At 69.5% G+C, this 25,758-nt stretch carries 19 protein-coding genes; 11 read left to right on the forward strand and 8 right to left on the reverse strand.

Annotated features, from left to right (window positions below):
* The first annotated feature begins 228 nt into the window (after positions 1–228).
* Positions 229–2,307, forward strand: a complete 2,079-nt coding sequence (locus OG598_RS27170; protein WP_328651646.1) for a S8 family serine peptidase — start codon at positions 229–231, stop codon at positions 2,305–2,307.
* A gap of 120 nt (positions 2,308–2,427) precedes the next feature.
* On the opposite strand, the gene OG598_RS27175 is transcribed toward OG598_RS27170, so the two are convergent.
* Positions 2,428–3,951: a flotillin family protein gene (locus OG598_RS27175; RefSeq protein ID WP_328651647.1), complete on the reverse strand. Its 1,524-nt coding sequence runs from the start codon at positions 3,949–3,951 to the stop codon at positions 2,428–2,430.
* A gap of 28 nt (positions 3,952–3,979) precedes the next feature.
* A complete protein-coding gene (locus tag OG598_RS27180) occupies positions 3,980–4,501 on the reverse strand; it encodes a hypothetical protein (protein WP_328655448.1) in 522 nt (173 codons plus the stop codon).
* A 216-nt stretch (positions 4,502–4,717) separates the two neighbouring features.
* On the opposite strand from OG598_RS27180, the gene OG598_RS27185 reads away from it, so the two are divergent.
* A complete protein-coding gene (locus OG598_RS27185) occupies positions 4,718–6,799 on the forward strand; it encodes a S8 family serine peptidase (protein WP_328651648.1) in 2,082 nt (693 codons plus the stop codon).
* A gap of 181 nt (positions 6,800–6,980) precedes the next feature.
* A complete protein-coding gene (locus OG598_RS27190; RefSeq protein ID WP_328651649.1) occupies positions 6,981–7,460 on the forward strand; it encodes a methylated-DNA--[protein]-cysteine S-methyltransferase in 480 nt (159 codons plus the stop codon).
* A gap of 65 nt (positions 7,461–7,525) precedes the next feature.
* Here OG598_RS27190 and OG598_RS27195 read toward each other — a convergent pair whose 3' ends face one another.
* From OG598_RS27195 to OG598_RS27205, 3 genes are all read right to left on the reverse strand, one after another.
* A complete protein-coding gene (locus OG598_RS27195) occupies positions 7,526–8,119 on the reverse strand; it encodes a hypothetical protein (protein ID WP_328651650.1) in 594 nt (197 codons plus the stop codon).
* 155 nt (positions 8,120–8,274) lie between these two features.
* Complete coding sequence (locus OG598_RS27200) at positions 8,275–9,354, reverse strand: inositol-3-phosphate synthase (protein WP_091396616.1); 1,080 nt, start codon at positions 9,352–9,354, stop codon at positions 8,275–8,277.
* A gap of 23 nt (positions 9,355–9,377) precedes the next feature.
* Complete coding sequence (locus OG598_RS27205) at positions 9,378–10,016, reverse strand: PadR family transcriptional regulator (RefSeq protein ID WP_030331823.1); 639 nt, start codon at positions 10,014–10,016, stop codon at positions 9,378–9,380.
* A gap of 175 nt (positions 10,017–10,191) precedes the next feature.
* Here OG598_RS27205 and OG598_RS27210 point away from each other — a divergent pair, with 175 nt between their 5' ends.
* The 3 genes from OG598_RS27210 (at position 10,192) to OG598_RS27220 (ending at position 15,350) form a co-directional block, all read left to right on the forward strand.
* Positions 10,192–10,641 carry a DUF5318 domain-containing protein gene (locus tag OG598_RS27210; protein ID WP_328651651.1) on the forward strand — a complete coding sequence of 150 codons (450 nt, stop codon included), beginning with the start codon at positions 10,192–10,194 and terminating at the stop codon, positions 10,639–10,641.
* Positions 10,642–10,838: 197 nt separating this feature from the next.
* Positions 10,839–13,721 carry a transglycosylase domain-containing protein gene (locus OG598_RS27215; RefSeq protein ID WP_328651652.1) on the forward strand — a complete coding sequence of 961 codons (2,883 nt, stop codon included), beginning with the start codon at positions 10,839–10,841 and terminating at the stop codon, positions 13,719–13,721.
* Positions 13,722–13,847: 126 nt separating this feature from the next.
* Entirely contained in the window at positions 13,848–15,350 is a 1,503-nt protein-coding gene (locus tag OG598_RS27220; RefSeq protein ID WP_328651653.1) for a glycosyltransferase family 87 protein, read from the forward strand.
* Positions 15,351–15,469: 119 nt separating this feature from the next.
* On the opposite strand, the gene OG598_RS27225 is transcribed toward OG598_RS27220, so the two are convergent.
* Together OG598_RS27225 and OG598_RS27230 are read right to left on the reverse strand one after the other, a co-directional pair.
* Positions 15,470–17,704 (reverse strand): hypothetical protein, encoded by a 2,235-nt coding sequence (locus OG598_RS27225; protein ID WP_328651654.1) that lies wholly within the window; start codon positions 17,702–17,704, stop codon positions 15,470–15,472.
* Positions 17,701–18,492, reverse strand: a complete 792-nt coding sequence (locus tag OG598_RS27230; protein ID WP_328651655.1) for a deoxyribonuclease IV — start codon at positions 18,490–18,492, stop codon at positions 17,701–17,703. Before OG598_RS27230 ends, OG598_RS27225 begins: the two co-directional genes overlap by 4 nt.
* Positions 18,493–19,120: 628 nt before the next feature.
* Here OG598_RS27230 and rpsF point away from each other — a divergent pair.
* The 4 genes from rpsF to rplI all read left to right on the forward strand — a co-directional run bounded on the left by rpsF (position 19,121) and on the right by rplI (position 20,770).
* Complete coding sequence (gene rpsF, locus OG598_RS27235; protein ID WP_036391391.1) at positions 19,121–19,411, forward strand: 30S ribosomal protein S6; 291 nt, start codon at positions 19,121–19,123, stop codon at positions 19,409–19,411.
* An 80-nt stretch (positions 19,412–19,491) separates the two neighbouring features.
* Positions 19,492–20,028, forward strand: coding sequence for a single-stranded DNA-binding protein (locus OG598_RS27240; RefSeq protein WP_181518404.1), 537 nt, complete (start codon positions 19,492–19,494; stop codon positions 20,026–20,028).
* A complete protein-coding gene (gene rpsR, locus OG598_RS27245; protein ID WP_051723758.1) occupies positions 20,028–20,309 on the forward strand; it encodes a 30S ribosomal protein S18 in 282 nt (93 codons plus the stop codon). The genes OG598_RS27240 and rpsR overlap by 1 nt, the downstream gene beginning before the upstream one ends.
* A gap of 14 nt (positions 20,310–20,323) precedes the next feature.
* Positions 20,324–20,770: a 50S ribosomal protein L9 gene (gene rplI / locus OG598_RS27250; RefSeq protein WP_030487689.1), complete on the forward strand. Its 447-nt coding sequence runs from the start codon at positions 20,324–20,326 to the stop codon at positions 20,768–20,770.
* A 196-nt stretch (positions 20,771–20,966) separates the two neighbouring features.
* On the opposite strand, the gene OG598_RS27255 is transcribed toward rplI, so the two are convergent.
* A complete protein-coding gene (locus tag OG598_RS27255; RefSeq protein WP_328651656.1) occupies positions 20,967–22,520 on the reverse strand; it encodes a hypothetical protein in 1,554 nt (517 codons plus the stop codon).
* Positions 22,521–22,901: 381 nt separating this feature from the next.
* On the opposite strand from OG598_RS27255, the gene dnaB reads away from it, so the two are divergent.
* Complete coding sequence (dnaB, locus tag OG598_RS27260) at positions 22,902–25,739, forward strand: replicative DNA helicase (protein WP_442931384.1); 2,838 nt, start codon at positions 22,902–22,904, stop codon at positions 25,737–25,739.
* Positions 25,740–25,758: the final 19 nt, after the last annotated feature.

Consider the following 25,758-nt stretch of genomic DNA (forward strand, 5'->3'; position numbering starts at 1 on the left):
GGCGGCGATGCACGGCTGTCCGGTCGACGACGAAACGCGAGCGGATCGACCGAATGGCTGAGGTGCAGCGCTTTCATCGTCGTCCATGATGTCTGGGCGTCCGTCGGCTACCGGTGCATCGACACCGCCGCCGACCCCACCGCCCGTCCGGCCGTCCGGATTGGACGGGCGACGACCAAACGGGGAGACCACCTAGTGAAACGCCGTGGCGTGATACGCCGCTCGGCGGTGGCGAGCCTTGCTCTCGCCTCCGCAACCATCATCGTCAGCGCCGCTACCGGTGGGGCCGCCATGGCCGAACCGTCCGCTCCGCTGGCGCCGAAGCCCGCAAGCAAGTTGACGGCCCCGAAGCAGGACGGCCGGTTGGCCAAGGCCAAGCCCGCCGAGGTCGTACCGGACCGCTACATCGTGGTCCTCAAGGCCAAGAAGACCACCCCGGCCAAGATCAAGGCCGCCGCTTCGGCTCTGGCCAAGGAGAACGGCGGCAGCGTCCGTCGGACGTACAGCAACGCCGTCAACGGCTACTCCGCCGCCATGACCGCGAAGCAGGCCGGCCGGCTGGCTGCCGACCCGGATGTCGCATCCGTGGAGCCGGTGATCCGCTTCCACAAGAGCGGAACGCAGAGCGCGCCCCCCTCCTGGGGCCTGGACCGGATTGACCAGGTTTCGCCCAAGCCGAATGGCAGCTACACCTACCCCACCACCGGTGCCGGGGTGAAGGCGTACATCGTGGACACCGGCATCGACATCAACCACAGCGACTTCGGTGGCCGTGCCTCGAACGGCTACGACGCGATCGACCAGGACAATGTGGCGCAGGACTGCAACGGTCACGGCACGCACGTGGCGGGCACCGTCGGCGGCACGAAGTACGGCGTGGCCAAGGCCGTCAACTTGGTCGCCGTCCGGGTCCTCGACTGCGATGGCTCTGGCACCACCGAGCAGGTCCTGGCCGGGATCGACTGGGTGACCGCCAATGCGCAGAAGCCTGCCGTGGTCAACATGAGCCTCGGCGGGCCGGAGGACCCGGACTACCCGGCGCTCTCCAACGCGGTCAGCAACTCCATCGCCACCGGTCTCACCTACGCGGTGGCCGCCGGTAACGACGCGGACGATGCCTGCTACTACACCCCGGCCAGGGTGTCGGCGGCGATCACCGTCGGAGCCACCGACAGGTTCGACCGTCGGGCCTCGACCGAGTACTTCGATTCGAACTACGGCCCGTGCGTCGACGTCTTCGCTCCGGGCGTGGACATCGTCTCGGCGGCAAGCGGGACCACCGACGGGTCGGTGGCCTTCAGCGGGACCTCGATGGCGGCGCCGCACGTGGCCGGAGCCGCTGCGCTGCTGCTTCAGTCGAACCCGACGTGGTCCCCGTCGCAGGTGCGCAACACGATCGTGACCCGGGGGCTCGCTGGCGCTGTGCTGAACCCGCAGGGCGGGGTGGACCGTCTGCTCAACGTCGCGTCGGCACTCTCTCCCGCGCGCACCTCGCACGGCCTGCTGGCGCGTTCCAACGGCTATTTCGTCTCGGCTGACGGTGCGGGCAGCAAGCCGCTGGCCGCCGCCGGCCCAGTGCTGGGCGGCTGGGAGAAGCTCGACATCGTCGACGCCGGCAGCGGCTTGGTCGCGCTGCGGGCGAACGTCAACGGTAAGTACGTCAGCGCCAACGGTGCCGGCAGCAAGCCACTGATCGCCGCTGCCGCGTCGGTGAGCACCTGGGAGAGGTTCCAGCTGGTTCACAACATCGACGGCACGGTGAGCTTGAAGGCCACTGTCAACAACAAGTACGTCAGTGCGCCCAGCAACGGTGGCCCGCTGATTGCCAGCGCGGCGAACGCCAGCACCTGGGAGAAGTTCGACCTCGAGACGAACCTGATCGTCAGCTTCAAGTCGGCCGCCAGCGGCAAGTACGTCTCCGCTGACGGTGCCGGCAGCAAGCCGCTGGTCCCGGTGGCCGCGACGGTCAGCACCTGGGAGAAGTTCGAGCTGTTCGACCTGGACTACAACGGCTACTTCGGCCTGCGTTCGTTGGCCAACGGCAAGTGGGTCTCGGCGACCGGTGCCGGATCGAAGCCGATGCTTGCCTCGGCCACCGGAATCGATGCCTGGGAGGCCTTCACCTTCTGGCACCGGGGCGTCGGGACCACCGACGGGTCGGGCTGGATCTACGCGAACGCCGACGGGCAGGCGGTCAGCGCCGGCAGCGCCGGCACCAGCCAGCTGATCCCGAACAAGGACTTCGACTTCTGGAGCCCGGACTTCGGCCTCTCGGCGGGCGAGCGCTTCGTCATCGGCCTCGCCTGAGTCAGCCACTGAATCACCACCGGCGCCCGCCGGCACCCTCCCTCGGGAGGCGGTGCCGGCGGGCGCCGGCCTTTGGTGGGTAATCCGGTGTAGCCCTGACTGTCGGCCGGTCTTTCGCGCTCAGCGCGAGACGGTGCTGCCGTCCACAGTGTCGACCCCGGTGGACGGCGCGGTGGCGTCGGTCCGTCCGGCACCGAGCCGCGCCAGCAGGCCGGGCAGGTCGATCCCGGTGAGATCGCTGCCGAGCTGGAGGCCCTGGGCCACGTTGCCGGCCACCGACTTCGTGAGCGACGACGCGCCGTCGGTGGAGATGACTGTCATCTTGTCGATCGCCCCGATCGGCGCGCTGGCCGCCTCGACAACCTGCGGCAGCACCTTGACCAGCAGGTCCAGCACGGCCGCCTCTCCGTACGCGGCGAACGCCTCGGCCTTGCGCGCCATCGCGTCGGCCTCGGCCTCACCCTTGGCGAGGATGGCCGCGGCCTCGGCCCGGCCTTCCCGCTCCACGGCCTCGGCGATGGCGGAGCGTCGCCGCTGCTCGGCCTCACCTTCCTTGGCACCCTCGATGGCGTTGGCCTCGGCGAGCGCGGCCCGTCGGGCCCGCTCACCCTCACCGGTGAGGCGGGCCTGCTCGGCGGAGGCCTGCGCGGCGGCGATGACGGACTGGCGCTGCGCGTCGGCGTGCAGCACCGCCGCTGCTCGGGACGCCTCGGCCTCCTGCTCCACCTTGTACCGGGCCGCGTCGGCCGGCTTGCGAACCTCGGTGTCGAGTTGGCGCTGCTTGAGTTCGGCGTTGCGTTCGGCCACCTTCTGCTGTTCGGAGAGGATCGCCTGGTCCCGTTCGGCCTGGGCGAGCGGTCCGGCCGCCGCGGACTTCGCCTTCGCCGCGTCGATCTCGGCCTGGATGCCGGCCTGCTTGAGGGCCAGGTTGCGGTTCGCCTCGGCGATGGCCTCCTCGGCGAGCAGCCGCTCCTGCTCGGCCTGCTGCCGGGCCCGGGCCTCGGCGATCGCCGCGTCCTTGAGCACCCGGGCGGCCTCGGGTCGGCCCAGATCCTGAAGGTAGGAGCCTTCGGCGAGGATGTCCTGGAGCTGGAAGGTGTCCAACACCAGACCCTGGTTGGTCATCGAGTGCTCGGCCTCCTCGGCGACCGCGCTGGCGAACGCCGCCCGGTCCCGGATGACCTCCTCGACGGTGAGCCGGCCGACGATCGAACGCAGCGCCCCGGCCAGCACCTCCCGGGTGAAGTTGTCGATCTCGTCCTGCTGGTGCAGGAACCGTTGGGCTGCGGCCCGGATCGCGTCCTCGGTGCCACCGACCTTGACGATCGCCACGCCGTGCAGGTCGGCGCGGATGCCCTGCTTGCTGACGGCGCCCCGGATGCCGACGTCGATCCGCCGGCTGGACAGGTCGAGCGACTGGAGCTTCTGCACCACCGGCAGCACGAAGACCGAGGCGCCCAGCACGACCTTCTGGCCGGAGTTGTCGGTGGACCGCCCGCCGTCGGCGGTCTGGGTGGTGCGGCCCTTGCGACCGGTGACGATGAACGCCTCGTTCGGCCCGGCCACCTTGATCCGGGAGAGCACGAAGAGCACCAGGACGAGGGCGAGGAGGACCGCGCCACCGACGGCGATGAGTAGGGCCATATGAGGAGTCCCGTCTATGAGGGGGAGATCAGTAGGTTTCTACGTGCACGCTGGTCTCACTGAGCGCCTGCACGACGAAGACCTGGGCGCCGATCGGGATCGGCTGGTCCGCGCGGGCGCTGAGCTTGACCGGTTGGCCGGCGAGGCGAACGCGGACCTCGCCGTACCCGTTGGCCGGCACCGGGGTGACGACCAGGCCGAGCGCGCCGACCAGGTCGTCGCGGGTGGGGGTGGGGTCGGTGCGCATGTTCCGCGCCGCCCGACTCAGCCGGGACGCCAACCACCCGGTGGGCACGGCTGCGAGCACGCCGCCGGCCACCGCCCCGACGACCATGCCAGGTGTACGCGCTCCAAGCAGCTCGTTGACGATGGCCGCGCCGAACCCGAAAGCGCCGGCGAAGCCGGCGACAGTCTCGACCGAGATCGGCCCGTCCACGTCGGCGTGCCCGAACTGGAGCAGCTCGGTGCCGAGCAGCGCGAGCGCGAGCACACCGACGCCCGCCCCGCCGATGATCAGAAAGATGAGCGTCCCCGTTGCCACGACCAGCACGGTATCGACGTCCCGCAACGTATTGGTGCCCGTTGTCCTGTCGGCGATGCGACGACGACACGGGTGCGTGTCGACCGAAAAGCCGAGGTGCGCCCGGCCGGCGATCGTCCACGATGGCGAGAAGCCGGTCGGCAGTCGTGCACGTCGATGCGACACTGGCGGCGAATGTCTGACCATCCGCGGGGGATGGTCAACGAAACACGGGGAGTTCCATCTGTGAAACGTCGTGGCGTCATCCGCCGTTCGGCGGTGGCGGGCCTTGCTCTCGCCTCCGTAACCCTCATCGTCAGCGCCGGCACCGGTGGCGCCGCGCTGGCCAAACCATCCGCCCCCTCCTCGGCGGGGCCCAGCCAGGAGGCCGCGGACACGCATGCCAAGCGTCCCCAGGCCAAGCCCAGTGCCGTCGTGCCGAACAGCTACATCGTTGTCCTGGACAAGAAGGCCACTCCAGGGCAGCGCAGGGCCGCCGCCTCGGCGTTGACGAAGAGCAACGGCGGCACGGTCCGTCAGGTCTTCGAGAAGGCGCTGAACGGCTACTCCGTCACCATGACCAGTCAGCAGGCGGCCCGGCTGGCAACCAACCCGGACGTGGCCTACGTGGAGCCGGTGCGAACCCTGTCGAAGACTGGGACGCAGACCTCGCCACCCTCGTGGGGCCTTGATCGTGTCGATCAGGTCTCGCCGAAGTTGAACGGGTCGTACTCCTACCCGAACACGGGCGCCGGTGTCACCGCCTTCGTGATCGACACCGGCATCGACGTGGCCCACGAGGACTTCGGTGGCCGGGCGGTCTCCGGGTACGACTTCGTCGACCGGGACGACGTCGCCCAGGACTGCGACGGGCACGGCACCCACGTGGCGGGCACCATCGGCGGCACCCGGTTCGGGGTGGCCAAGGAGGTCAAGCTCGTCGCGCTGCGGGTCTTCGGGTGCGACGACAACGCCCGTACGGACGACATCATCGCCGCGATCGACTGGACCACCACGCACAAGACCGGTCCGTCCGTGGTCAACATGAGCCTCGGTACCTTCGACACCGGCACCCTTCAGGCCGTCGCCAACGCCATCAACAACTCCGTCGCCAACGGCCTGACCTACGCGATCGCCGCCGGCAACGACTATGACGACGCCTGCTCCTACACCCCGGCGAACGTGTCGGCAGCGATCACAGTGGGTGCGACCGACATGGTCGACTACCGGTCCTGGTGGACCAACTACGGCAGCTGCATCGACATCTACGCGCCGGGCATGAGCATCGTCTCGGCCGCGGCCGGCACCGGCAACGGCTCCGTGTCCTTCAACGGCACGTCGATGGCCAGCCCGCACGTCGCGGGGGCCGCGGCGCTGCTGCTCCAGGCCAATCCGACCTGGAGCCCGGCGCAGGTCCGGGACACCATCGTCACCAGGGGCATCGCCGGTGCCGTGCACAACCCGTGGGGCGGTACGGACCGGCTGCTGAACGTTGCGGCTGCCGTCTCGCCGGTGCGTGACTCGCACGGGTTGCGGGCACGGTCCAACGGCAAGTTCGTCTCGGCCGACGGTGCCGGCAGCAAGCCGCTGGTCAACAACGGCCCGGCGCTCGGCGGGTGGGAGAAGGTCGACATCGTCGACGCCGGTGGCGGTCTGGTCGCGCTACGGGCGAAGGTCAACGGGAAGTTCGTCTCGGCTGACGGCGCGGGCAGCAAGCCGCTGATCGCCGACAGGTCGTCGATCGGCCCCTGGGAGAAGTTCCAGCTGATCGACAACTCGGATGGAACGGTGAGTCTGAAGGCCACCATCAACGGCAAATTCGTGACCGCACCGAACACCGGTGGTGCGTTGATCGCCAGCCGGCCGAGCGCGAGCACCTGGGAGAAGTTCGACGTCGAGGCGCCGAACCCGATCGTCAGCATCAGGTCGGCCGCCAGCGGCAAGTACGTCTCCGCCGACGGTGCGGGCGCGAAGCCGCTCATCCCGCTGGCCGCCTCGGTCAGCACCTGGGAGAAGTTCGAGATGGTCGACATCGACTTCGGCTACTTCGCGCTCCGCTCGCTGGCCAACGGCAAGTACGTCAGCGCCGAGGGTGCGGGCAGCAAGCCGCTGGTGGCGTCAGGTCCCACCGCCTCGTACTGGGAGGTCTTCGACTTCCGCTGGTACCGGGGCGACGGATCGATCTGGCTGCGGGCGGTGATCGACGGACAGGCCGTCAGCGCGGGCAGCGCCGGCACCAGCCAGCTCATCCCGAACAAGACCTTCAACGGCGAGCTCGACGACTTCGGTCTCACGGCTGGGGAGCGCTTCTTCTTCAACCCGGTCTGATCGGCCTTCGCGGCCTGGCCCTCGGTGCCCGTCGGCGTCGCCCTTACCGGGCGGCTCCGGCGGGCACCGCCCGTGCGGGCACGTCGAGCGCGGCGGGCGGCACTCCGAGCGCTCGTGGGCCGGCGACCGGACCGGGTGAGCAGCCCGGTGGAACAGAAGGAGCATCGGGGAGAATGGGTGGATGCGCTGGACTGTGCTCGACGCACCGATCGGTGAGTTTTCCGTGGCCACCGACGGCACGAGCGTCTGCGGGGCACACTTCGGCCGGGTCGACACGGCCACCGAGGAGCCTGACCAGGCGCTGTCCCGGCAGGCCGTCGACGAGCTGCGGGCGTACTTCGCCGGTGAACTGACCGCGTTCACCGTCCCGGTGTCGGCGCCGCGCGGCTCTGACTTCGAGCGCGCCGTGTGGCGGGAGATGACGCGGATCCCGTACGGGGAGACGCTGACGTATGGCGAGGTGGCGCGCCTGGTCGGGGATCCCGGGGCGGCACGGGCGGTGGGAGTGGCCTGCAACCGCAACCCGGTCCCGGTGATCGTGCCGTGTCACCGGATCGTCGGGGCGGGTGGCAAGCTGGTCGGCTTTGGTGGGGGCCTGCCCCGCAAGGTCACGTTGTTGGAGTTGGAGGCTGGGGTCGCGCTGCGACGCGCCTGGTCCTGAGCCGCCCCGCGCCCCCGGCGGGCCTATGACCCGGCGCTGTACGACCCTCCCGGTCTGGCGGCGGGTCAGGTCCGGACGGGCCACGGCGGATCGACCGGGGTCCGCCGCTGGAAGAAGGCGTTGGCCGGTGGTAGGGCCAGCAGGATCAGCGCCACGAGTATCGCCACCGGCACGCCCAGGCCCAGCGTGAGCAGCAGGGGCTCCAGCCAGTTCGGCATGTCGTCCCGTGCCATCGCGGTGATCTGGTCCAGGTTCTCGGCGGAGTAGATGGAATAGAGCGGCCGCGGCGACCGGACCGCCCCGACGGTGGCGCAGCAGGCGAGGACGGGCGCCGAGGCCCAGGAGGCGATCCGCGCGCCGTTCACGCCCACGACGTTTGCTGCGGCCAGCGTGAGGAGCCCGATCGCCAGCACCGCCGTCAACAGGTCGGCCGCCAGGTCGGCGGTGCTGCCCAGGGCGGCGAAGGCCACCCCGTCCGTTGGCTCGAAGGACCTGGCGGCCGTGTGGAAGAAGTCCTGGTGCCAGTAGCGGAGTGGCAGTGCGGCCAGTTGCGCGACGGCGGCCAGGGCCAGCAGTAGGCAGGCCAGCGCGACGATGCGCGGCCGAGGAGGCCGGGCCGGGTGCGGGGCTGTCGCTGTCGTGCCGGTGCGGAGGGCCATGTCTCGATTATCGATAGCCTCGCTGACGCCAGTGGCCCCGGAAACGGTGGCGGTGATCACGGGACGGCTCTCGTACCCCGGGGGGAACCGACCCAACGTGGAAGGGCCGGGTCCGCACGGACCCGGCCCTTCCACGTGCTTGATGATTCAGCGCGTCAGCGCGTGACCTCACCGGCGATGAACTCCTCGACGGCCTGGTGGGCGTCGTGGTCGGCGTACTGCACCGGCGGGGACTTCATGAAGTACGACGAGGCCGACAGGATCGGGCCGCCGATCTTCCGGTCCAGGGCGATCTTCGCGGCCCGGACCGCGTCGATGATGACGCCGGCCGAGTTCGGAGAGTCCCACACCTCGAGCTTGAGCTCGGCGTTGAGGGGGGTGTCGCCGAACGAGCGGCCCTCCAGGCGGATGTACGCCCACTTGCGGTCGTCCAGCCACGGCACGTGGTCCGACGGGCCGATGTGCACGTCGCTCTTGCTCATCTCGTGCGGGATCTGCGAGGTGACCGACTGGGTCTTCGAGATCTTCTTCGAGACCAGCCGCTTGCGCTCCAGCATGTTCATGAAGTCCATGTTGCCGCCGAAGTTGAGCTGGTACGTGCGCAGCAGCTCGACGCCGCGGTCCTCGAAGAGCTTCGCGAGGGCACGGTGCACGATGGTGGCGCCGACCTGGCTCTTGATGTCGTCACCGACGATCGGCAGGCCCGCGTCCTCGAACTTCTTGGCCCACTCGGGGTCGGAGGCGATGAAGACCGGCAGGGCGTTGACGAACGCGCAGCCGGCGTCGATCGCGGCCTGGGCGTAGAACTTGGCGGCCTGCTCGGAGCCGACCGGCAGGTAGCAGACGACCACGTCGACCTGCGCGTCGCGCAGCGCCTGCGCCACGTCGACCGGGGTGGCGTCCGACTCCTCGACGATCTCGCGGTAGTACTGGCCCAGACCGTCGAAGGTCGGACCGCGCTGCACGCTGACGCCGGTCGGCGGCACGTCGCAGAGCTTGATGGTGTTGTTCTCGCTGGCGACGATCGCCTCCGCGAGGTCCATGCCCACCTTCTTGGCGTCCACGTCGAATGCCGCGACGAACTCCACGGCGTTGACGTGGTAGTCGCCGAAGGCGACGTGCATGAGACCCGGGACGCGGTCGTTCGGGTTGGCGTTCCGGTAGTACTCGACGCCCTGAACCAGGGACGAGGCGCAGTTACCCACACCGACGATGGCGACGCGGACGGAGCCCATAGCGTCTGCCTCCTTCTTTTCTGTCACGGCCGCTCATTCCTGGTCTCTCCAGGCGGAGGCGGGCTGTTGTCTTCTCGTCGGCCGCCGGCTGTCCCGATGTTCGGGACCGTCGGGGCTCGGCCGGAGCGCTCGTTGGCGATGAGCTCCTCCAGCCAGCGGACCTCGCGCTCACAGGCATCAAGGCCGTGGCGCTGCAGTTCCAGCGTGTAAGCGTCGAGGCGCTCGGCCGCCCGGCCCAGCACGTCACGAAGCCCTTCGCGACGCTCCTCGATCTTGCGGCGGCGACCCTCCAGAATGCGCAGTCGGGTCGCCTGGTCGGTCCGGGCGAAGAACGCGAAGTGCACCCCGAAGCCCGTGTCGTCGTACGTCTCGGGCCCGGCCTGTGCGATCAGCTGGGCGAAGCGTTCCTTGCCTTCCGCGGTGATTTTGTAGACCACCCGACCTCGTCGGCTGGTCAGCGCGGGAACCTCCTCGGCAGTGGCGGGTGTCTCAGCAGCCTCGGTGATCCATCCCGCCGCCTGGAGCCTGCGTAGCGTGGGATAGAGCGAGCCGTAGCTGATCGCCGCCCGGATCGCGCCGAGTTTGGCGGTCAGCTCCTTGCGTAGCTCATAGCCGTGCATCGGAGACTCCTGCAGGAGGCCGAGGATGGCGAACTCAAGCACTGGCCACCCTCTCTTTACCCTCCGGCGTGAGGTGGTAACCGCCGCGATGTATCGGACCGATACATCGCACGTTAGCGGGTCGTGCGGGCCAGGGCAAACCCCCGTTCCGAGATGCTGTCGTCACGGATTGTGAGCGTGGTCGCCTGGTCGAGCCGGACCGCGTACCCTTCTCCGCATGCGTACGCAGCGCCAGGTCGTCGACTACTCGCTTCAGAAGCGAGCAGTGCTGCGTGAGCTCCTGGCCGGACGAGTCGGCACGTACGACGTCTGCGACGCGTCGCCGTACCTGAAGAACGCCGCTCGGTTCCACGGTGAGCCGACCGACCGGCGCTGCCCGATCTGCCGGAGCGAAAACCTGACCCTGGTCCACTACATTTACGGTGACGAACTCAAGCAGTCCGCCGGCCAGGCTCGGACACTGACCGAGTTGCCAGTGCTGGCGATGACGCTGCGTGAGTTCCAGGTCTTCGTGGTGGAGGTGTGCCTCGGTTGTGACTGGAACCATCTGGTCGAGCAGTACCTGCTCGGCCGGGACGGTCTGACCGGCGACAACGACGGCATCAGCGAGCAGGACGCGACGGGCGCCGGAGGCGCCGGTCGGCGGAGGCGAGAGGCGCAACGGTGATCTCAGCTGGTTGGACCGGCCCCGGGGCCGCAGACGAATCCCGGGACGGTCGACCGCTTGTTGGCCCGATTGGCCCGATTGATACGGCAATGACCCCGGTCGGCCGGCACCCCCGTGCCGGTGCCCCGGGTGAAGCAACTCACGGCAACCCGGTGGCGGCGCAGCCGCGCCCCACCGCGACCGGCAGGGTGTGAGGAATGAACTCGTACGGCGATCCCAGTTCTGCGCGCGGCCGGACCCAGCACTCGGGTCCAGACGGTGACCCCGGGCCGGGCGCGGACGACGCGTACCGCCGACCCGGCGGTGATTCCGGCGGGAGCGGCTGGTCAGCCTCGGACCGAGGCGCGGCAGCCCCAGGCCGGGCCTCGGTGACGCCGCGGGCTGCCGGTGGTCGCGCCACGGTCGGCGCCGCCTCGGTGCCGCCGCGTGGCAGCGCGGCCGCCGGGTCCGCCTCGGTGGGTTCGGCAGCGAACGGCCGGTCCGGTCGGGCCTCGGTGCCGGTGTCGCCGGCACCGGGTGTGGCCGCTGGCCGCGCCGGCGCCGGTCGGGCCTCGGTGCCCGTCTCCCCGGCACCGGCGGGTCGGGCCGCGGTCGGTGCCGCCGCCGTCGGTGCGGCCTCGGTCGGCACCGCCTCGGCGGGTCGGGCCAGTGTCGGCTCCGCATCGGTCGGTGGTCGTGCGGCGGTGGCTCGGGCGAGCGTCTCACCGGTCTCCGGTGGGCCGGGCGGCCCTGGGAGTCCCGGTGGGCCGGGCGGTCCGGGGGGCCCCGGTCGGGGCGGCCGTGGTGCGGGTGACTCGGGCGCGGCACGGGCCAAGAAGCGCAAGCGGATGAACCTGCTGATCGCCGGGTTCGCCGTCTTCATCATGCTCGCCGGCATCGGCGTGGTCGGGTTCACTTACTACTCGACAAACGTGGTCATGCCGAACGAGATGCCGCTGCCGCTGTCCACCACCGTGTACGCCAAGGACGGCAAGACTCAGCTCGCCAAGCTGGGCAGCGAGAACCGCACCTTCGTGACCATCCAGCAGATCCCGCAGCACGTGCAGGACGCGGTCGCCGCGGCGGAGGACCGGAACTTCTACCGGCACTCCGGCGTCGACTACAAGGGCATCGTCCGGGCCGCCTGGAACAACGTCTCCAACGGCGACAAGCAGGGCGCCTCGACGATCACCCAGCAGTACGCCCGCAACGCGTTCGAGAACCTCAAGGACGACACGTACGGTCGGAAGGTGAAGGAGGCGATCCTCGCCTCCAAGCTGAACGACAAGTACGACAAGCCGACGATCATGCAGCACTACCTGAACGTCATCTACTTCGGTCGCGGCGCGTACGGCATCGAGGCGGCGGCGCAGACCTACTTCGCCGTGCCGGCAAACAAGCTCACCGTCGCGCAGGGTGCGGTTCTGGCCGCGCTGATCAAGCAACCGGTGGCGAGCGACACCCACCAGGGGTTCGACCCGGCGGTCAACCCGACCGACGCCAGGTCGCGGTGGGACTACGTGATCGGCGGCATGAAGAAGGAGGGCTGGCTGGACTCCCCCAACCACCCCGCGGCGCCCACCGAGTACCCCAAGGTGCTGCCGCCAAAGAAGGACGGCGTCGGCTTCGGTGTCGACAGCCCGCGCGGCAACGTCATCAACTACGTCCGGCAAGAGATGGACGAGATGGGCCTCTGCTCCGACAGCGGTGCGGAGGGCAAGACGAGCTGCGTCGACGCGCTGCGGGACGGCGGCTACCGGATCACCACCACCATCGACCCGAAGCTCCAGGCCGCCGCGGAGAACACCGCGATGCAGTCCAAGAAGGGCTCCGAGCTCAACGACCAGCCGAAGAACCTGATGGCTGCGGTGGTGTCTATCGACCCGAAGAAGGGCCGTGTGCTCGCCTACTACGGCGGTGACAGCGGCGCCGACTTCGACTACGCCGGCAAGAACATCGACAAGAACGGCGACCTGACCGGTGGGCACCAGCCGGGCTCGTCGATGAAGGTGTACACCCTGGCCGCCGCGATCGAGGCCGGCATCTCCGTCAAGTCGCACTGGGACCCCACGCCGTACAAGCCCGAGGGCTCCCGGGACACGATCGGTAACGCCAACCGCACCAACCTCAAGTGCGGCAAGTACTGCACGCTCGAAGAGTCGACGGTCCAGTCGTACAACGTTCCCTTCTACTGGGTCGCCGACACGATCGGCGCCGACAAGGTCGTCGACATGGCCCGGAAGGCCGGCGTGACCACCATGTGGGGCGTCGACCCGCCGCAGGCCTTCGACCTGTCGAAGAAGGGCCCGAAACCGTTCGACAACTACACCGGTTTCGGCAAGTACCCGATCACCGTGTTCGATCACGCCAACGCCATGGCCACGTTCGCCAACGACGGCAAGTACATCAAGGCTCACTTCGTGGTGAAGATCGAACAGCAGGACAAGGACACCGGCAAGTGGAAGGTCGTTGGCAGCGAGCGCATCAAGCCGGAGCAGCGGATCCCCAAGAAGATCACCGACGAGGTCACCGGCGTTCTGAAGCAGATCCCCCGCCCCAACAACATCTCGCTGGAAGACGGCCGCCAGGCCGCCGCCAAGACCGGCACCTGGGAGTACGACAACAAGGACAACTCCCACGCCTGGACGGTCGGCTACACCCCGCAGAACGCCACAGCGGTGTGGGTGGGCAGCCGGGATCCGAGGAAGCCGCAGATCAAGCTCGCCAGCGGTAAGGACATCGGCGGTTCGACGCTCCCCGGCCCGATCTGGGAGAAGTACATGAACACCGCCCTCAAGGGCCAGGAGGAGATCCCCCTGCCCAGCGTCACCGGCGAGGGTGACGTCACGAAGGGCAACGGCAAGGAGCCGCCGCCGCCACCGCCGACCAACCCCGGTGGCCAGGGCCCTCCCTGTAACCCGCTGATCGATCTGCTCTGCAACCCCGGGGGCAACAACCCCGGCGGCGGCAACCCTGGGGGCAACCCCGGCGGTAACCCCGGTGGCAACCCTGGGGGTAACCCCGGCGGCAACCCGGGCGGCGGCGGCACAGGTGGTGGCGGCGGCGGGCAGTTGCCCAGCCTGCCACCCAACCGGGACTGACCCGCACCAGCACACGACGCCGCCGCCGGCCGGACGACCTGTCCCGGCCGGCGGCGGCGTTTTCGTACCCGGAACTCCGCGCCGGGACGCGACGGGCACCCCTGCCGTACGGCAGGATGCCTCTTCATGAGCACCCAGTCGACGCCCGGCATCGACGACGCCGGAACCACCGATCACCCGTCACGATCCGACGGGTTCGTCCGCGGCATCTCCAGCGTCATCGGCGGACCGCTCGGCGACCACGCGACAGCGGTGGACCGGCCGGCCGGTCGGGAGCGTCGCTTCTGGACCGCCGTGCGGATCGTGCTGGCGATGGTGTGCCTCACGCTCGCGCTGCACTGGGTGCAGAAATCGCCCTGCCAGGACGGCGCCTGGCAGAACAACGTCCAGTACACCCGGTTCTGCTACACCGACGTCCTCGCCCTCTACTACGCCGAAGGACTCAACGAGGGCAAGGTGCCCTACCGCGACCACCCGGTCGAGTACCCGGTGCTGACCGGCTACTTCATGGGGGCGCTGGGTCTGCCGGTGCACGCCATCGGTGACGGCGACCCGAGCATCAACCAGGGCCAGTGGTTCTACAACCTCAACGCGCTGGTGCTTGGCGCGCTCGCGGTGGCCACGGTGGCGGTGATCCTGGCCTTGCGCCGCCGACGCCCCTGGGACGCGGCGATGTTCGCACTCGCCCCGGCGCTGGTGCTCACCGCCACCGTCAACTGGGACCTGCTCGCCATCGGGCTGGCCGCCTTCGGCCTGCTGGCCTGGGCCCGAAAACGACCGGCGGTGGCCGGAGTGCTGCTCGGGTTGGCCGGCGCGGCGAAACTCTGGCCACTCTTCCTGCTTGGGCCGATCCTCATCCTGGCTCTACGGGCCGACCGGGTTCGTGCCGCGCTCGTCGCCATCGGGACGGCGATCGCGGCAGTGGTGCTGGTCAACCTGCCGGCCGCCCGCGCGTACCCGGAGAACTGGGACCGGTTCTTCGAACTGAACACCACCCGACCGATCGACTGGGGCACGCTCTGGTACATCGGGCGCTACCTGGACGGCAAGGTCGGCAACGACCCCGCCAACCTCGGCCCGTTCGAGTGGCTCAACGCCAACATCCCGACCCTCAACACCGTCTCGTACGCGCTGTTCGGGCTGGCCTGCCTCGGCGTCGCCGTGCTGGCGCTGCGGGCGCCGCGCCGACCGCGGCTGGGTCAGCTCGCCTTCCTGGTGGTCGCCGCGTTCCTCATCTTCAGCAAGGTCTGGTCGCAGCAGTTCGTCCTCTGGCTGCTCCCGCTGGTGGTGCTGGCCCGACCGAAGTGGGGTGCGTTCCTGGCCTGGCAGATCGCCGAGGTCTGCTACTTCGTCGCCTTCTACGGGGAACTACTCGGCGCGGCAACCAGCCGTCCGGTCTTCCCGGAGGGGGTGTTCGTGCTGGCCTCGACACTGCGACTGGCCACTGTGGTGGTGCTCTGCGTCTTCGTCGTCAAGGAGATCCTGCACCCCGAGCAGGACGCGGTGCGGGCCACCTACCCGGACGACCCGGACGGCGGCGTTCTCGACGGCGCACCAGACGCCCCCTGGATAGACCGCTGGCGCCGCCCCGCGAGAAGCGAACCCTCCGTGGAACCCATCACCACCTGACCCGTAGGCCGAACGCGGCCCGGACCAGGTCAGGGTTTTCGGGGGAGCCCGCCCGGCGCAGGGATCAAGCCTGACCGCCCGGAGCCGGGCGGGCTCCCCCGAAAGCCCGCCCGAAAGCTTCAGAGGCGATAGACGACAGCGTCGCCGACCTCCTGCCGGCTGATGCCGAGCGACTCGACCGGCGCGTCGATGTTGATCTCCCACGGGGTGCCGGCCACCTGACCGCGCAGCAGCACCACAGTGCGGACACCGAGCGTGCGCAGGTAGTCGATGCTCGTCTGGTCCGGGAACGACTGGCTCACCCGACGGACGTCGTCGAGCTGGCGCGGCGTGAAGCCGCTACCGCCGTTGACCACGTCGGGGAACCCGCTGGTCGACCAGAGCATCACGTGCTGATCCAGGCTCTGATTGCTGGGCAGCACCAGCATCGGACCCTCCGCCGAACGCATCGCCGCCGGTTGGGTCGGCACCACCGGGTGTGGGGTGGTGTTCAGGCCCTCGACGGTGACCAGCAGCAACGGCAGCAGGGTGGCCATCCGCAGCCACGGCCCCGGCCACGACGGGATCCGCTGCGCGGTCAACTCGCGGACCCGGTCGGTGAGGGCGGTGACCGCGCCCGCCGCGAGCACGCCGAGCAACAACGTGGTCCAGAGCATCAACCGCCCGGGGGTACGCAGCCCGCTCCAGCCCGGCAGGTGCTCGAAGAGCGGCACGTAGGTGAAGGTGCCGTCGAAGAAACGGGTGCCCATGGCGAAGGCCATCGTCACCAGCACCCCGGCGAGCAGCAGCAGTCGGTGCCGCAGCCGCCACACCGAGAAGAACAACCCGCCCGCGGCGAGCGCGTAGAGCACGAAGCCCGGCAGCAGGGTCATCTCCGGGTGCCACGGCAGCGCTGCCCGGGCACCTTCGTGCAGCCCACCCCAGATCCGCGACTCCCCGGGCGCCGTCACGAAGCCCGACGCCGGCGGCGAGAAGAGGCTGATGTCGCCGATGGTGCGCTCGGCGTACGGGTGCAACTCGGTCACCTTGAAGAACGGGAACGCCATCAGCAGACCGACACCGGCGAACAACACCCCGCCGAGCACGTCGGCGGCGAACAACCGGCGACCGAACGGAACCGCCTGCCCGGTACGCAGTCGCCGCGCGAAGAACAGGACGGCAGCGACCAGCACCGCACCGGCCAGGAAGTACGCGAACGGCAGCCCGATGCCGAAGCCGAGGCTGAGCTGCCAGGCCGCCACCAGCCAACCCGCGTAGACCCAACCGTCATGCCGGCGCTCCGGCCGGTAGCCGTGCCGGAGGGACCACCCGTGCCCGCGCGCCAACATCGCCAGCGCCAGCGGAATGCCCCCGTTGGAGAGGACGTGCAGGTGCCCGGCCTGGGCCAGCAGCCACGGTGCGTAGGTGTAGCTCACGCCCGCGACGGCCGCACCGATCCGGCCGGCCCCGAGCTGCCGGGCCAGCGCGTACGCCCCGAGCGTGGCGAGCGCGTGCGCCAGTACGAACATGATGTTGTAGCGCAGCACGGCGTCCTCGGGACCGCTGCCGAGCATCCCGGCCGGGGCGTACCCGAGCAGCGTGTCGGAGAACGCGAAACTCCACAGCTCGGGGAAGAACGTGTTGGACTGCCACAGCCGCGCCGGCTCGGCCAGCAGGATGTGCCCGGACCAGGCCATCTGCCAGGCTTGCAGGCTCGGGTCCCAGTAGTCCTGCGGAAGGGTGTAGCGCGGATAGCGCAGCGTCGGCCAGGTCATCAACACGGCCAGTGCCAACGCGCCGAGGGCGGCCAGGGTCCACTCGTGGATCAGGAAGCGACCGACCGCCCGGCCCGCCCGACTGAAGATGGAGGGCCGTGGCTCCGGCGCGGAGGCGAACGCCTCCCATCGCTCCGGGCCGACCGGCTTCGCCTCGCTGTCGGCCTTGTCCGGACCGTCGGCGCCGTCCGCCTTCGCGTCCTTGCCCGGTTCGCCGTCCTTGCCCGGTTCGCCGTCCTTGCCCGGTTCACCGTCCTTGCCCGGTTCACCGTCCTTGGTCGGTTCGCTGGCCTTGGCCGGTGTGCTGGCTTTGGCCGGTGTGCTGGCCTTGGTCGCGCCGCTGGCCTTGGTCGTGCCATCCACCGGGTCGCTGGCCTTGGCCGGTTCGCTGCTCTTTGATGCATCGATGCCCTTGGCAGTGCTGGCGCTGGCTGCGGTGCCACCCTCGACGGGATCCTGCTTCGTCGTGGTGCCCTGCTTGGCCGCGGCGTTCTGCTGGATGGGGGCGCCGGCCGCGGCCGTGGTGGCCTGTCGACTCTCGGCGGCCGCGCCGGTGGGGGTGGGCCGGGCGTTGCCGGTCCCGGGCTGTCCGCTCGTCATGCCGCCGGGGTCTCCGCTCCGAGCTGCTCCCGCAGAAAGTCGATGTCGGCGGCCTGGCCGGTCGCACCTCCCGGTGTCTCGACGACCACCGGCGCGCCGGCCGCCCGGATCACCGCCACCACCAACTCCGGGTCGATCGTCCCGCCGCCCAGGTTGTCGTGACGATCCTGGCCGGAGTTGAACGCGCCCTTGGAGTTGTTGGCGTGCACCAGGTCGATCCGCCCGGTGATCGCCTTGACCCTGTCGACCAGGCCGAGCAGCTCCTCGCCGCCCGCGTACGCGTGGCAGGTGTCCAGGCAGAAGCCGACCTCGTAGTCACCGATGGCGTCCCAGAGTCGGGCGAGCGCGTCCAGCCGTCGGGCGCAGGCGTTGTCGCCGCCGGCGGTGTTCTCGATCAGGACCGGTACGCCGAAGCCGCCGGAGTCCGCCGCGTACGCGAAGGTCTTGCGCCAGTTGTCGAAGCCGACGGCCAGGTCGTCGCCCGCGTTGACGTGCCCACCGTGAACGATCAGGCCCTTGGCGCCGATGGCGGCGGCCGCGTTGGCGTGCCCGAGCAGCAGCTTGCGGCTCGGGATCCGGATGCGGTTGTTGAGCGTGGCCACGTTGATGACGTAGGGCGCGTGCACGTAGAGGTCGACCTCGGCGGCGCGCAGCCGCTCGGCATCTTCGCGAGGCTTGGGCGCCTTCCAACCCTGTGGGTCGGCGAGGAAGAACTGCACGGTCTCGGCGGACCGGGCGGCCGCCTCCGCCAGCGGGTCGGTCGAGTCGACGTGGGCTCCGATACGCATGCGAGCGAGCCTACGTCGCGCCCCCGACCGGCGGGGCGACGGCCGGGGCGGTGTCGCGTCACCGGAGGGACCGACGATCGTTGATGGGTTTGAACCGGCGATCAGCATCCCGGTGCCGCCAGCGGCGCGAGCGTCGCACACGGCGACCGGCGGTCGACGGCCACAGCGAGGTCACCCCCGCGGCGCGGCCCGGCGCAGCGGGGGCGACCCCATCGCACAACGGGTACCGACCGGCGACGAATCTCGGAAAATTGTGCTTTTCCCCCCGACAAGGTACGAGTGCTGTTGTATCGTCAGATAACAACACGATAAAGCTCCGCGGGGCGTCTTCGGTCCAACCTCATCGGTGTGGTCGTTCCTCCCCAGGTCCCACCCAAGGAATGCGGACCGGACGCCCCGCGGCCTCGTAGACGGGGGCCCACCACCGACCGATTGACGGTCGGACGGTGGGCCCCCGTCGGCTCGTCCGGGTCCGGAGCCGACCACCCCGGGCATGATCGTTGGGACCGGGTATCCTGGTCAGGTTGTCCGCGTCCGGCCGGGTTCCCTCGGCGCGTGCGGGCAGCGACACAAGACCTCCTGCCACGGAAGGACCGTGGCCGCTTAGCCCACAGGAGGTGAGCACGTCTTGCGTCACTACGAACTAATGGTCATCCTCGACTCCAGCCTCGAGGAGCGCACCGTCGCACCGTCGCTCGACACGTACCTGAACGTGATTCGGACCGCGGGTGGCTCGGTTGAGAAGACCGACGTGTGGGGCCGTCGGCGCCTCGCGTACGAGATCAACAAAAAGGCCGAAGGCATCTACGCCGTCATCGACCTGCAGGCCACGCCTGCTGCGGTGGCCGAGCTGGACCGTCAGCTCCGGCTCAACGAGTCCGTGCTGCGCACCAAGGTCATCCGACCGGAAATGCGCTAGAGCATCCAACCCCGGTTCGTCCGGATCAGCCTCCGCGACTCTGTCGTACGGCTCTGCGAGCCTGTACGGCGAGACGCTGAGTGCGCGAGGAGATGGTCATGGCAGGAGACACCACCATCACGGTCATCGGCAATCTGACCGATGACCCCGAGTTGCGGTTCACCCCCTCCGGGGCTGCGGTCGCCAAGTTCCGAGTCGCTTCGACGCCCCGTTTCATGGACAAGGCGTCGAACGAATGGAAGGACGGCGAGCCGCTGTTCCTCGCATGCACCGTGTGGCGCCAGGCCGCCGAGCACGTCGCCGAGTCGCTGCAGCGTGGCGCTCGGGTGATCGTGTCGGGCCGGCTGCGTCAGCGGTCGTACGAGACCCGCGAGGGTGAGAAGCGCACTGTCATCGAGCTCGAGGTCGACGAGATCGGCCCGTCGCTGCGCTACGCCACGGCGAAGGTGCAGAAGATGTCCCGCTCCGGCGGTGGCGGCGGCGGCTTCGGTGGCGGCGGTGGCGGTGGCAACCAGGGTGGCGGCGGAGGCAACTTCGACGACCCCTGGGCTTCGGCTGCTCCTTCTCCCGCGCGTGCCGGTTCGGGCGCCAATTTTGACGAGGAGCCACCGTTCTAATGGCGCCTAGCGCTCGCGATCGCAAACCAGGAGCACGTGCAACGGCCAAGGCTGCGGCACTGCGCAAGCCCAAGAAGAAGGTGAACCCGCTCGACAAGGACGGGATCGCCTACATCGATTACAAGGACACCGCGCTGCTGCGCAAGTTCATCTCCGATCGCGGCAAGATCCGCGCTCGTCGGGTGACCGGCGTGACCTCGCAGCAGCAGCGGCAGATCGCCCGTGCGGTCAAGAACGCCCGTGAGATGGCGCTCCTGCCATACACGGCCACCACCCGCTGAGAGGAGGCACCGATATGAAGATCATCCTGACTCAGGAAGTGTCCGGCCTCGGTGCCCCGGGCGACATCGTCGAGGTCAAGAACGGCTACGGCCGTAACTACCTGCTGCCGCAGGGCTTCGCGATCGTCTGGACCAAGGGCGCGGAAAAGCAGGTCACGGTCATCAAGCGGGCCCGTGGGGCCCGCGAGATCCGCGACCTCGACCACGCCAACGAGGTCAAGGCTCAGCTCGAGGGTCTCAAGGTCAACCTGAAGGTCCGCGCCGGCGACGGTGGACGGCTCTTCGGCTCGGTCACCCCGGCCGAGATCGTCGACGCCGTCAAGGCCGCCAGCGGCCCGGTCCTCGATCGTCGCCGGCTGGAGGTGCCCGGTCACATCAAGTCGATCGGCGCCTACCCGGTGAAGATCAAGCTGCACCCTGAGGTGACCGCGTCGTTCAACCTGAACGTCGTTCAGGGCTGACGTCCGCAACACCACCACGAGGGCCCGCACCGAGCGATCGGTGCGGGCCCTCGTGCGTACGTCGTCCAACCCGGCACTGCACGGTCGCCGCCGGTGTGCTCCGACCTGTCGCCCAGCGGGAGCCCCGACCTGCCTCCCCGCCCAGCGCAGGCCCCGACCCGACGCCCGCCCGAGCCCGCCCCGCCGCGGCGACGGGTCACCCGATGGGCTGGCCCGTCACCGCGCTGATCAGCACCGTGGAGAGGCCGCCGCCCACCACCGCGGCGGCAACCGCGATGGTCGCCGAGCGCCACGTCGTACCCACCCGCCGCAGCAGCGCCGCCACCACCAGGCTGCTCGCCAAAGCCAAACCGAAGCGCGGCGAACCGGCCAGAAGTGACTCCAGCGCGCGGGACCGGGCTGACTCACACCCACCCCCGCTGATGTCGGTCACACAACCAGCCGGTGCCTGGCTGTCCAACGTCAACAGCCAAACGAAGATCAGCATCGCCGGCACCAGGTAACAGGCCGCCGTGTACAGCAGAGGCCGGACGGACCCACCCGGATCCGGGTCCAGCAGGTCGTCCTCCAGGCGCCGCGCCCAGGCACCAGTGGCCGCCGACTCGACCCGCCGACGCACCGACGCCGTCCCCACCGCCGGCCGGTCCGCCCGACGCCGTGGCGTACCCGCACGCGCCGCGCCCGCACGCTGCGCAGGAGCGCTGCGCGGCCGTGGGGCGGTGTATCCCACCACCGGAGACCGGGGCGCCGACGTCGTCGGATCCATCCAACGCGGGTCGTCATCGGCCAACCGAGTGCCCGACCAGAACCCGTCTTCCCGGCTCGGCCACCCCTCGGCCGCCACCGGGCGATCGGAGCGCGGCGCCAGCGTACGGTCCCACTGGTCGTCCTCGATCGCGGACCGCTCCCACTGGCCGGTGCGGTCCGATCGTTCCCAGCCACCGACGCTCTCCACCGCCGACCACTGCCCGCTCAGATCCCCGCTGTCCGCGCCGGCCGTCGGCGGCCACGCGTGCACACCCGAGGCGTCCCACGGGTCCACCGCAGGCGGGTACGACGGTTCGGGTTCCGCCGCCCGCTCGGATCCGCGAACCCATGGGTCGGCCGCCGGACGGGACCAGGACTCCTCCGCCGCACGGCGACTACGCCGGCTGGGACGGCTCGGCTCCTGGTCGGGCACCTGCTCGCTCGGGGTGGACTCCGGCTCCCCGCCCGACCAGATCACCTGCGGACGGCCAACTGGCGCGCGGCGGGGACGCCGGTCCGAGACAGCGCCGGAGACCGGACCGTCCTCCCCGGCGTCGGCCCGTCGGCGGCCGGCGTACCCCTGGTCCTGGGGCCGGTCGAGCGTCCACTCTCGGGTGTGGTCCGAGTCTGGCGCCGGGCCGATCGCGGCCTGCTCCCGTCGACGCGGCTCACTGCCCCGCCGCCGCCCACCCGACGACTCGGCGGACCGTCGGCCTGCCCCGGAGATCGGTCGCTCGGGCTCGTCCTCGTCGTCGTCCGGTGCCGCGTGGCGACCACCGCCGTCCGCGTGCCGGACCCCTGACTCCAGCGCCCACCGGGGCAGGTAGGCGTCGACAGGCTCGTCCTGGCCGCGGTCCAACGCACGCCGCCGACTGGAGGTGCGGTAGCGCCCGTCCTCGTCGTACGGATCAACCGGAACCGACGCCGCGCGCTCACCCCACGAGGCGGTTGGCTGGCGCTCGCGCGGGCTGCCATCGCCGCGTCCCCAGTCCCGGTAATTCACGGCCGGAGTGTGACCCTTCTGAACCGAAAGCGGAATCCGCTGTCCAGGTGTAGCCGTTCGCTGGAGATAGTACGGGACGATCGTGTCACAGGCCCGACCGAAATATTCTCCTCCACAGGCTGGGGAGCATGTCTTCGCAGGTCAACGACTTATGGCCGAGAATTCCCCAATGGTTATCCACAGGCTGTGCACACGCTGCGCACATGCTGTCCACCGGGATCCACAGGTTGTCCCGAGGCTCGTCCACCGGCGTTGTTGAGTCTCTGACCTCGGGGTCCGTATGGTTGGCCCTCGACCGCCGGCGATGGCCCCCGATCGACCGGCCCGGTCGGACGGAAGTTGTCGTACCCCAGCGGTAGAGCTGGGGTTGGATCCGGCGCAGTGGAGGGGGGACCCGTGTCGGTCACCGACGACATGCGGGCAGAGCCACGCTCCGGCGGAGGCCAGTCACCCGCACAGCGGGATGGCCAGTTCGACAAGACCCCCCCGCAGGACGTCGCGGCCGAGCAGTGCGTCCTCGGCGGCATGCTGCTCTCCAAGGACGCCATCGCCGACGTCGTCGAGATCCTCAAGACCAACGACTTCTACCGGCCGGTGCACGCCACCATCTTCGACATCATCCTCGACATCTACGGCCGGGGTGAGCCGGCCGACTCGATCACCGTCGCGGCGGCGCTCGCCGACTCCGGAGATCTGGTACGCATCGGTGGCGCGCCGTACCTGCACACACTCATCGCCAGCGTGCCCACCGCCGCCAACGCCGCGTACTACGCCCGCATCGTCAGCGAGCGGGCGGTGCTACGCCGACTGGTCGAGGCCGGCACGAAGATCGTGCAGCTGGGCTACGGCACCGCCAGCGGCGGCAGCCGCGACGTGGACGACGTCGTCGACCTCGCCCAGCAGGCCGTGTACGACGTCACCGAACGGCGGGTCAGCGAGGACTTCGCGATCCTGGCCGACATGTTGCAGCCGACGCTGGACGAGATCGAGGCGGTGGGGGCGACCGGCGGCATGATGACCGGCGTGCCGACCGGCTTCAGCGACCTGGACCGACTGCTCAACGGCCTGCACGCCGGACAGTTGATCATCGTGGCCGGAAGGCCGGGTTTGGGCAAGGCGCTCGCGCTCGACACCCCACTGCCGACCCCGGATGGCTGGACCACGATGGGCGAGGTCAAGGCGGGCGATCAGCTACTGGCTGCGGACGGCTCTCCGACCACTGTCACACACGCCTTCGACGTGATGCACGACCGTCCCTGCTACGAGGTCGAGTTCTCGGACGGCACCGTCATAGTGGCGGACGCTGAGCACCTGTGGAAGACGACCACGCGGGCGATCCGGCGGCAGGAACCGGCGCGGCAGAGGCGGCACTGGCCTGAATCGTCGCTGGCCAACGTGCGTGCGGCACATGAGCGGCTGAGCTCCCTGGGGAACCAACCGATCACGCTCTTCGACACGATCGAGCAGGTTGGGCCGGAGTTCCGGCATGTCCTGCACACCGTCGCCCGTGAGGTCGGTTCGGTTGGTCGGATCAGCCGTCCCATCGTCCGCAACGGCAAGCCACAGAACTGGACCGCACCGGGCTATCCGGCCGGTCCGCTTCTGGGCACGCTTCTCCGACGAGCCGAGCGGGAGGTCAATGCCGGCAGCCGGGCCGACCACGACGGCGTTGTCACCACCGCCCAGATCGCGGCCACGCTACGCACTGACACCGCCCAGCGGCGGCTCAACCATGCCGTACGCAACTGCGCTCCCATCCAACTCCCGGACCGTGAGCTGCTGGTCCCGCCCTACACCTTGGGAACATGGCTCGGTGACGGGCACAGCGACGCCAGCCGCTTCACCACGGCAGATCCTGAGATGGTCGCGCACGTCGAGGCGGACGGCTTCGTCGTAAGGCCCAGCGGGCCGATGGTCTACACGATTTTGCTGCCGCCCGCGTCCGCTGCTCCGGGGAACGGTGTCTGCGTGGACTGTGGCGTTTCCACCAGGGCGTTGCGTGAGAATCCGGCAACCAGGAAGTGTGCCGATTGCCGTCACCGGAACGGTTCATTCCTTGGGCTCTTGCGTCAGGTCGGGGTAGCGGGAAACAAGCACATCCCGGCCGTCTACCTGCGCGCCTCGGAGCCTCAGCGCAGGGCGTTGCTCGCTGGGCTGATGGACACCGATGGGACCGTCGCCCCCTCCGGCAACTTGCAGTACACGTCGACCTCGAAGCGGCTGGCTGATGACGTACGCGAACTCATCGTCAGCCTCGGCTACCGCTGCACTGTCAACGCGAAGCCGGTGCGCGGCCGCACCCGTGACTCGTCGATCGCGTACACGCTGAACTTCTCCACCCCGGATGTCATCTTCCGGCTCGGGCGCAAGCAGGATGCCCACGCCGAACGCCGCCGCACCACCTCCGACGTTCGGACGACCTCGCGGTTCATCGTCGACGTTCGGCCGGTCCCCAGCGTTCCGGTGCGGTGCGTGACAGTCGATAACGACGAACACCTGTACCTGGCCAGTCGGGCGATGATCCCTACCCACAACAGCACGGCCAGCATGGACTTTGCCCGAAATGCTGCTATTCGCGCCAACCAGGCGGCAGCCATCTTCTCGCTGGAAATGAGCAAGGTCGAGATCGTCATGCGGCTGCTCTCCGCCGAGGCGCGGGTGCCGCTGCACGTGCTGCGCAGCGGGCAGCTCTCCGACGACGACTGGACCAAGCTGGCCCGGTGCATGGGTGAGATCAGCGAGGCGCCGCTCTTCGTCGACGACACGCCGAGCATGAACCTGATGGAGATCCGGGCCAAGGCTCGGCGACTCAAGCAGCGGCACGATCTCAAGATGATCGTGGTCGACTATCTCCAGCTGATGACCTCGCCGAAGCGCACCGAGAGTCGTCAGCAGGAGGTCGCGGACCTGTCCCGTGGCCTCAAGCTGTTGGCCAAGGAGGTCGAGTGCCCGGTGATCGCGGTCAGTCAGCTGAACCGTGGCCCCGAGCAGCGCACCGACAAGCGACCCCAGCTGTCCGACCTACGTGAGTCTGGCTCAATCGAGCAGGACGCCGACGTTGTCATCCTTCTGCACCGCGACGACTACTACGACAAGGAGTCGCCGCGGGCCGGGGAGGCGGATTTTATTGTTGCCAAGCATCGGAATGGACCCACCGACACCGTGACCGTCGCGGCGCAACTCCACCTTTCCCGCTTCGTCGACATGGCCATCGGCTGACCGACGCGGCAACCCGTCG

Source organism: Micromonospora sp. NBC_00330, assembly GCF_036136635.1.
Classification (GTDB): domain Bacteria; phylum Actinomycetota; class Actinomycetes; order Mycobacteriales; family Micromonosporaceae; genus Micromonospora; species Micromonospora salmantinae.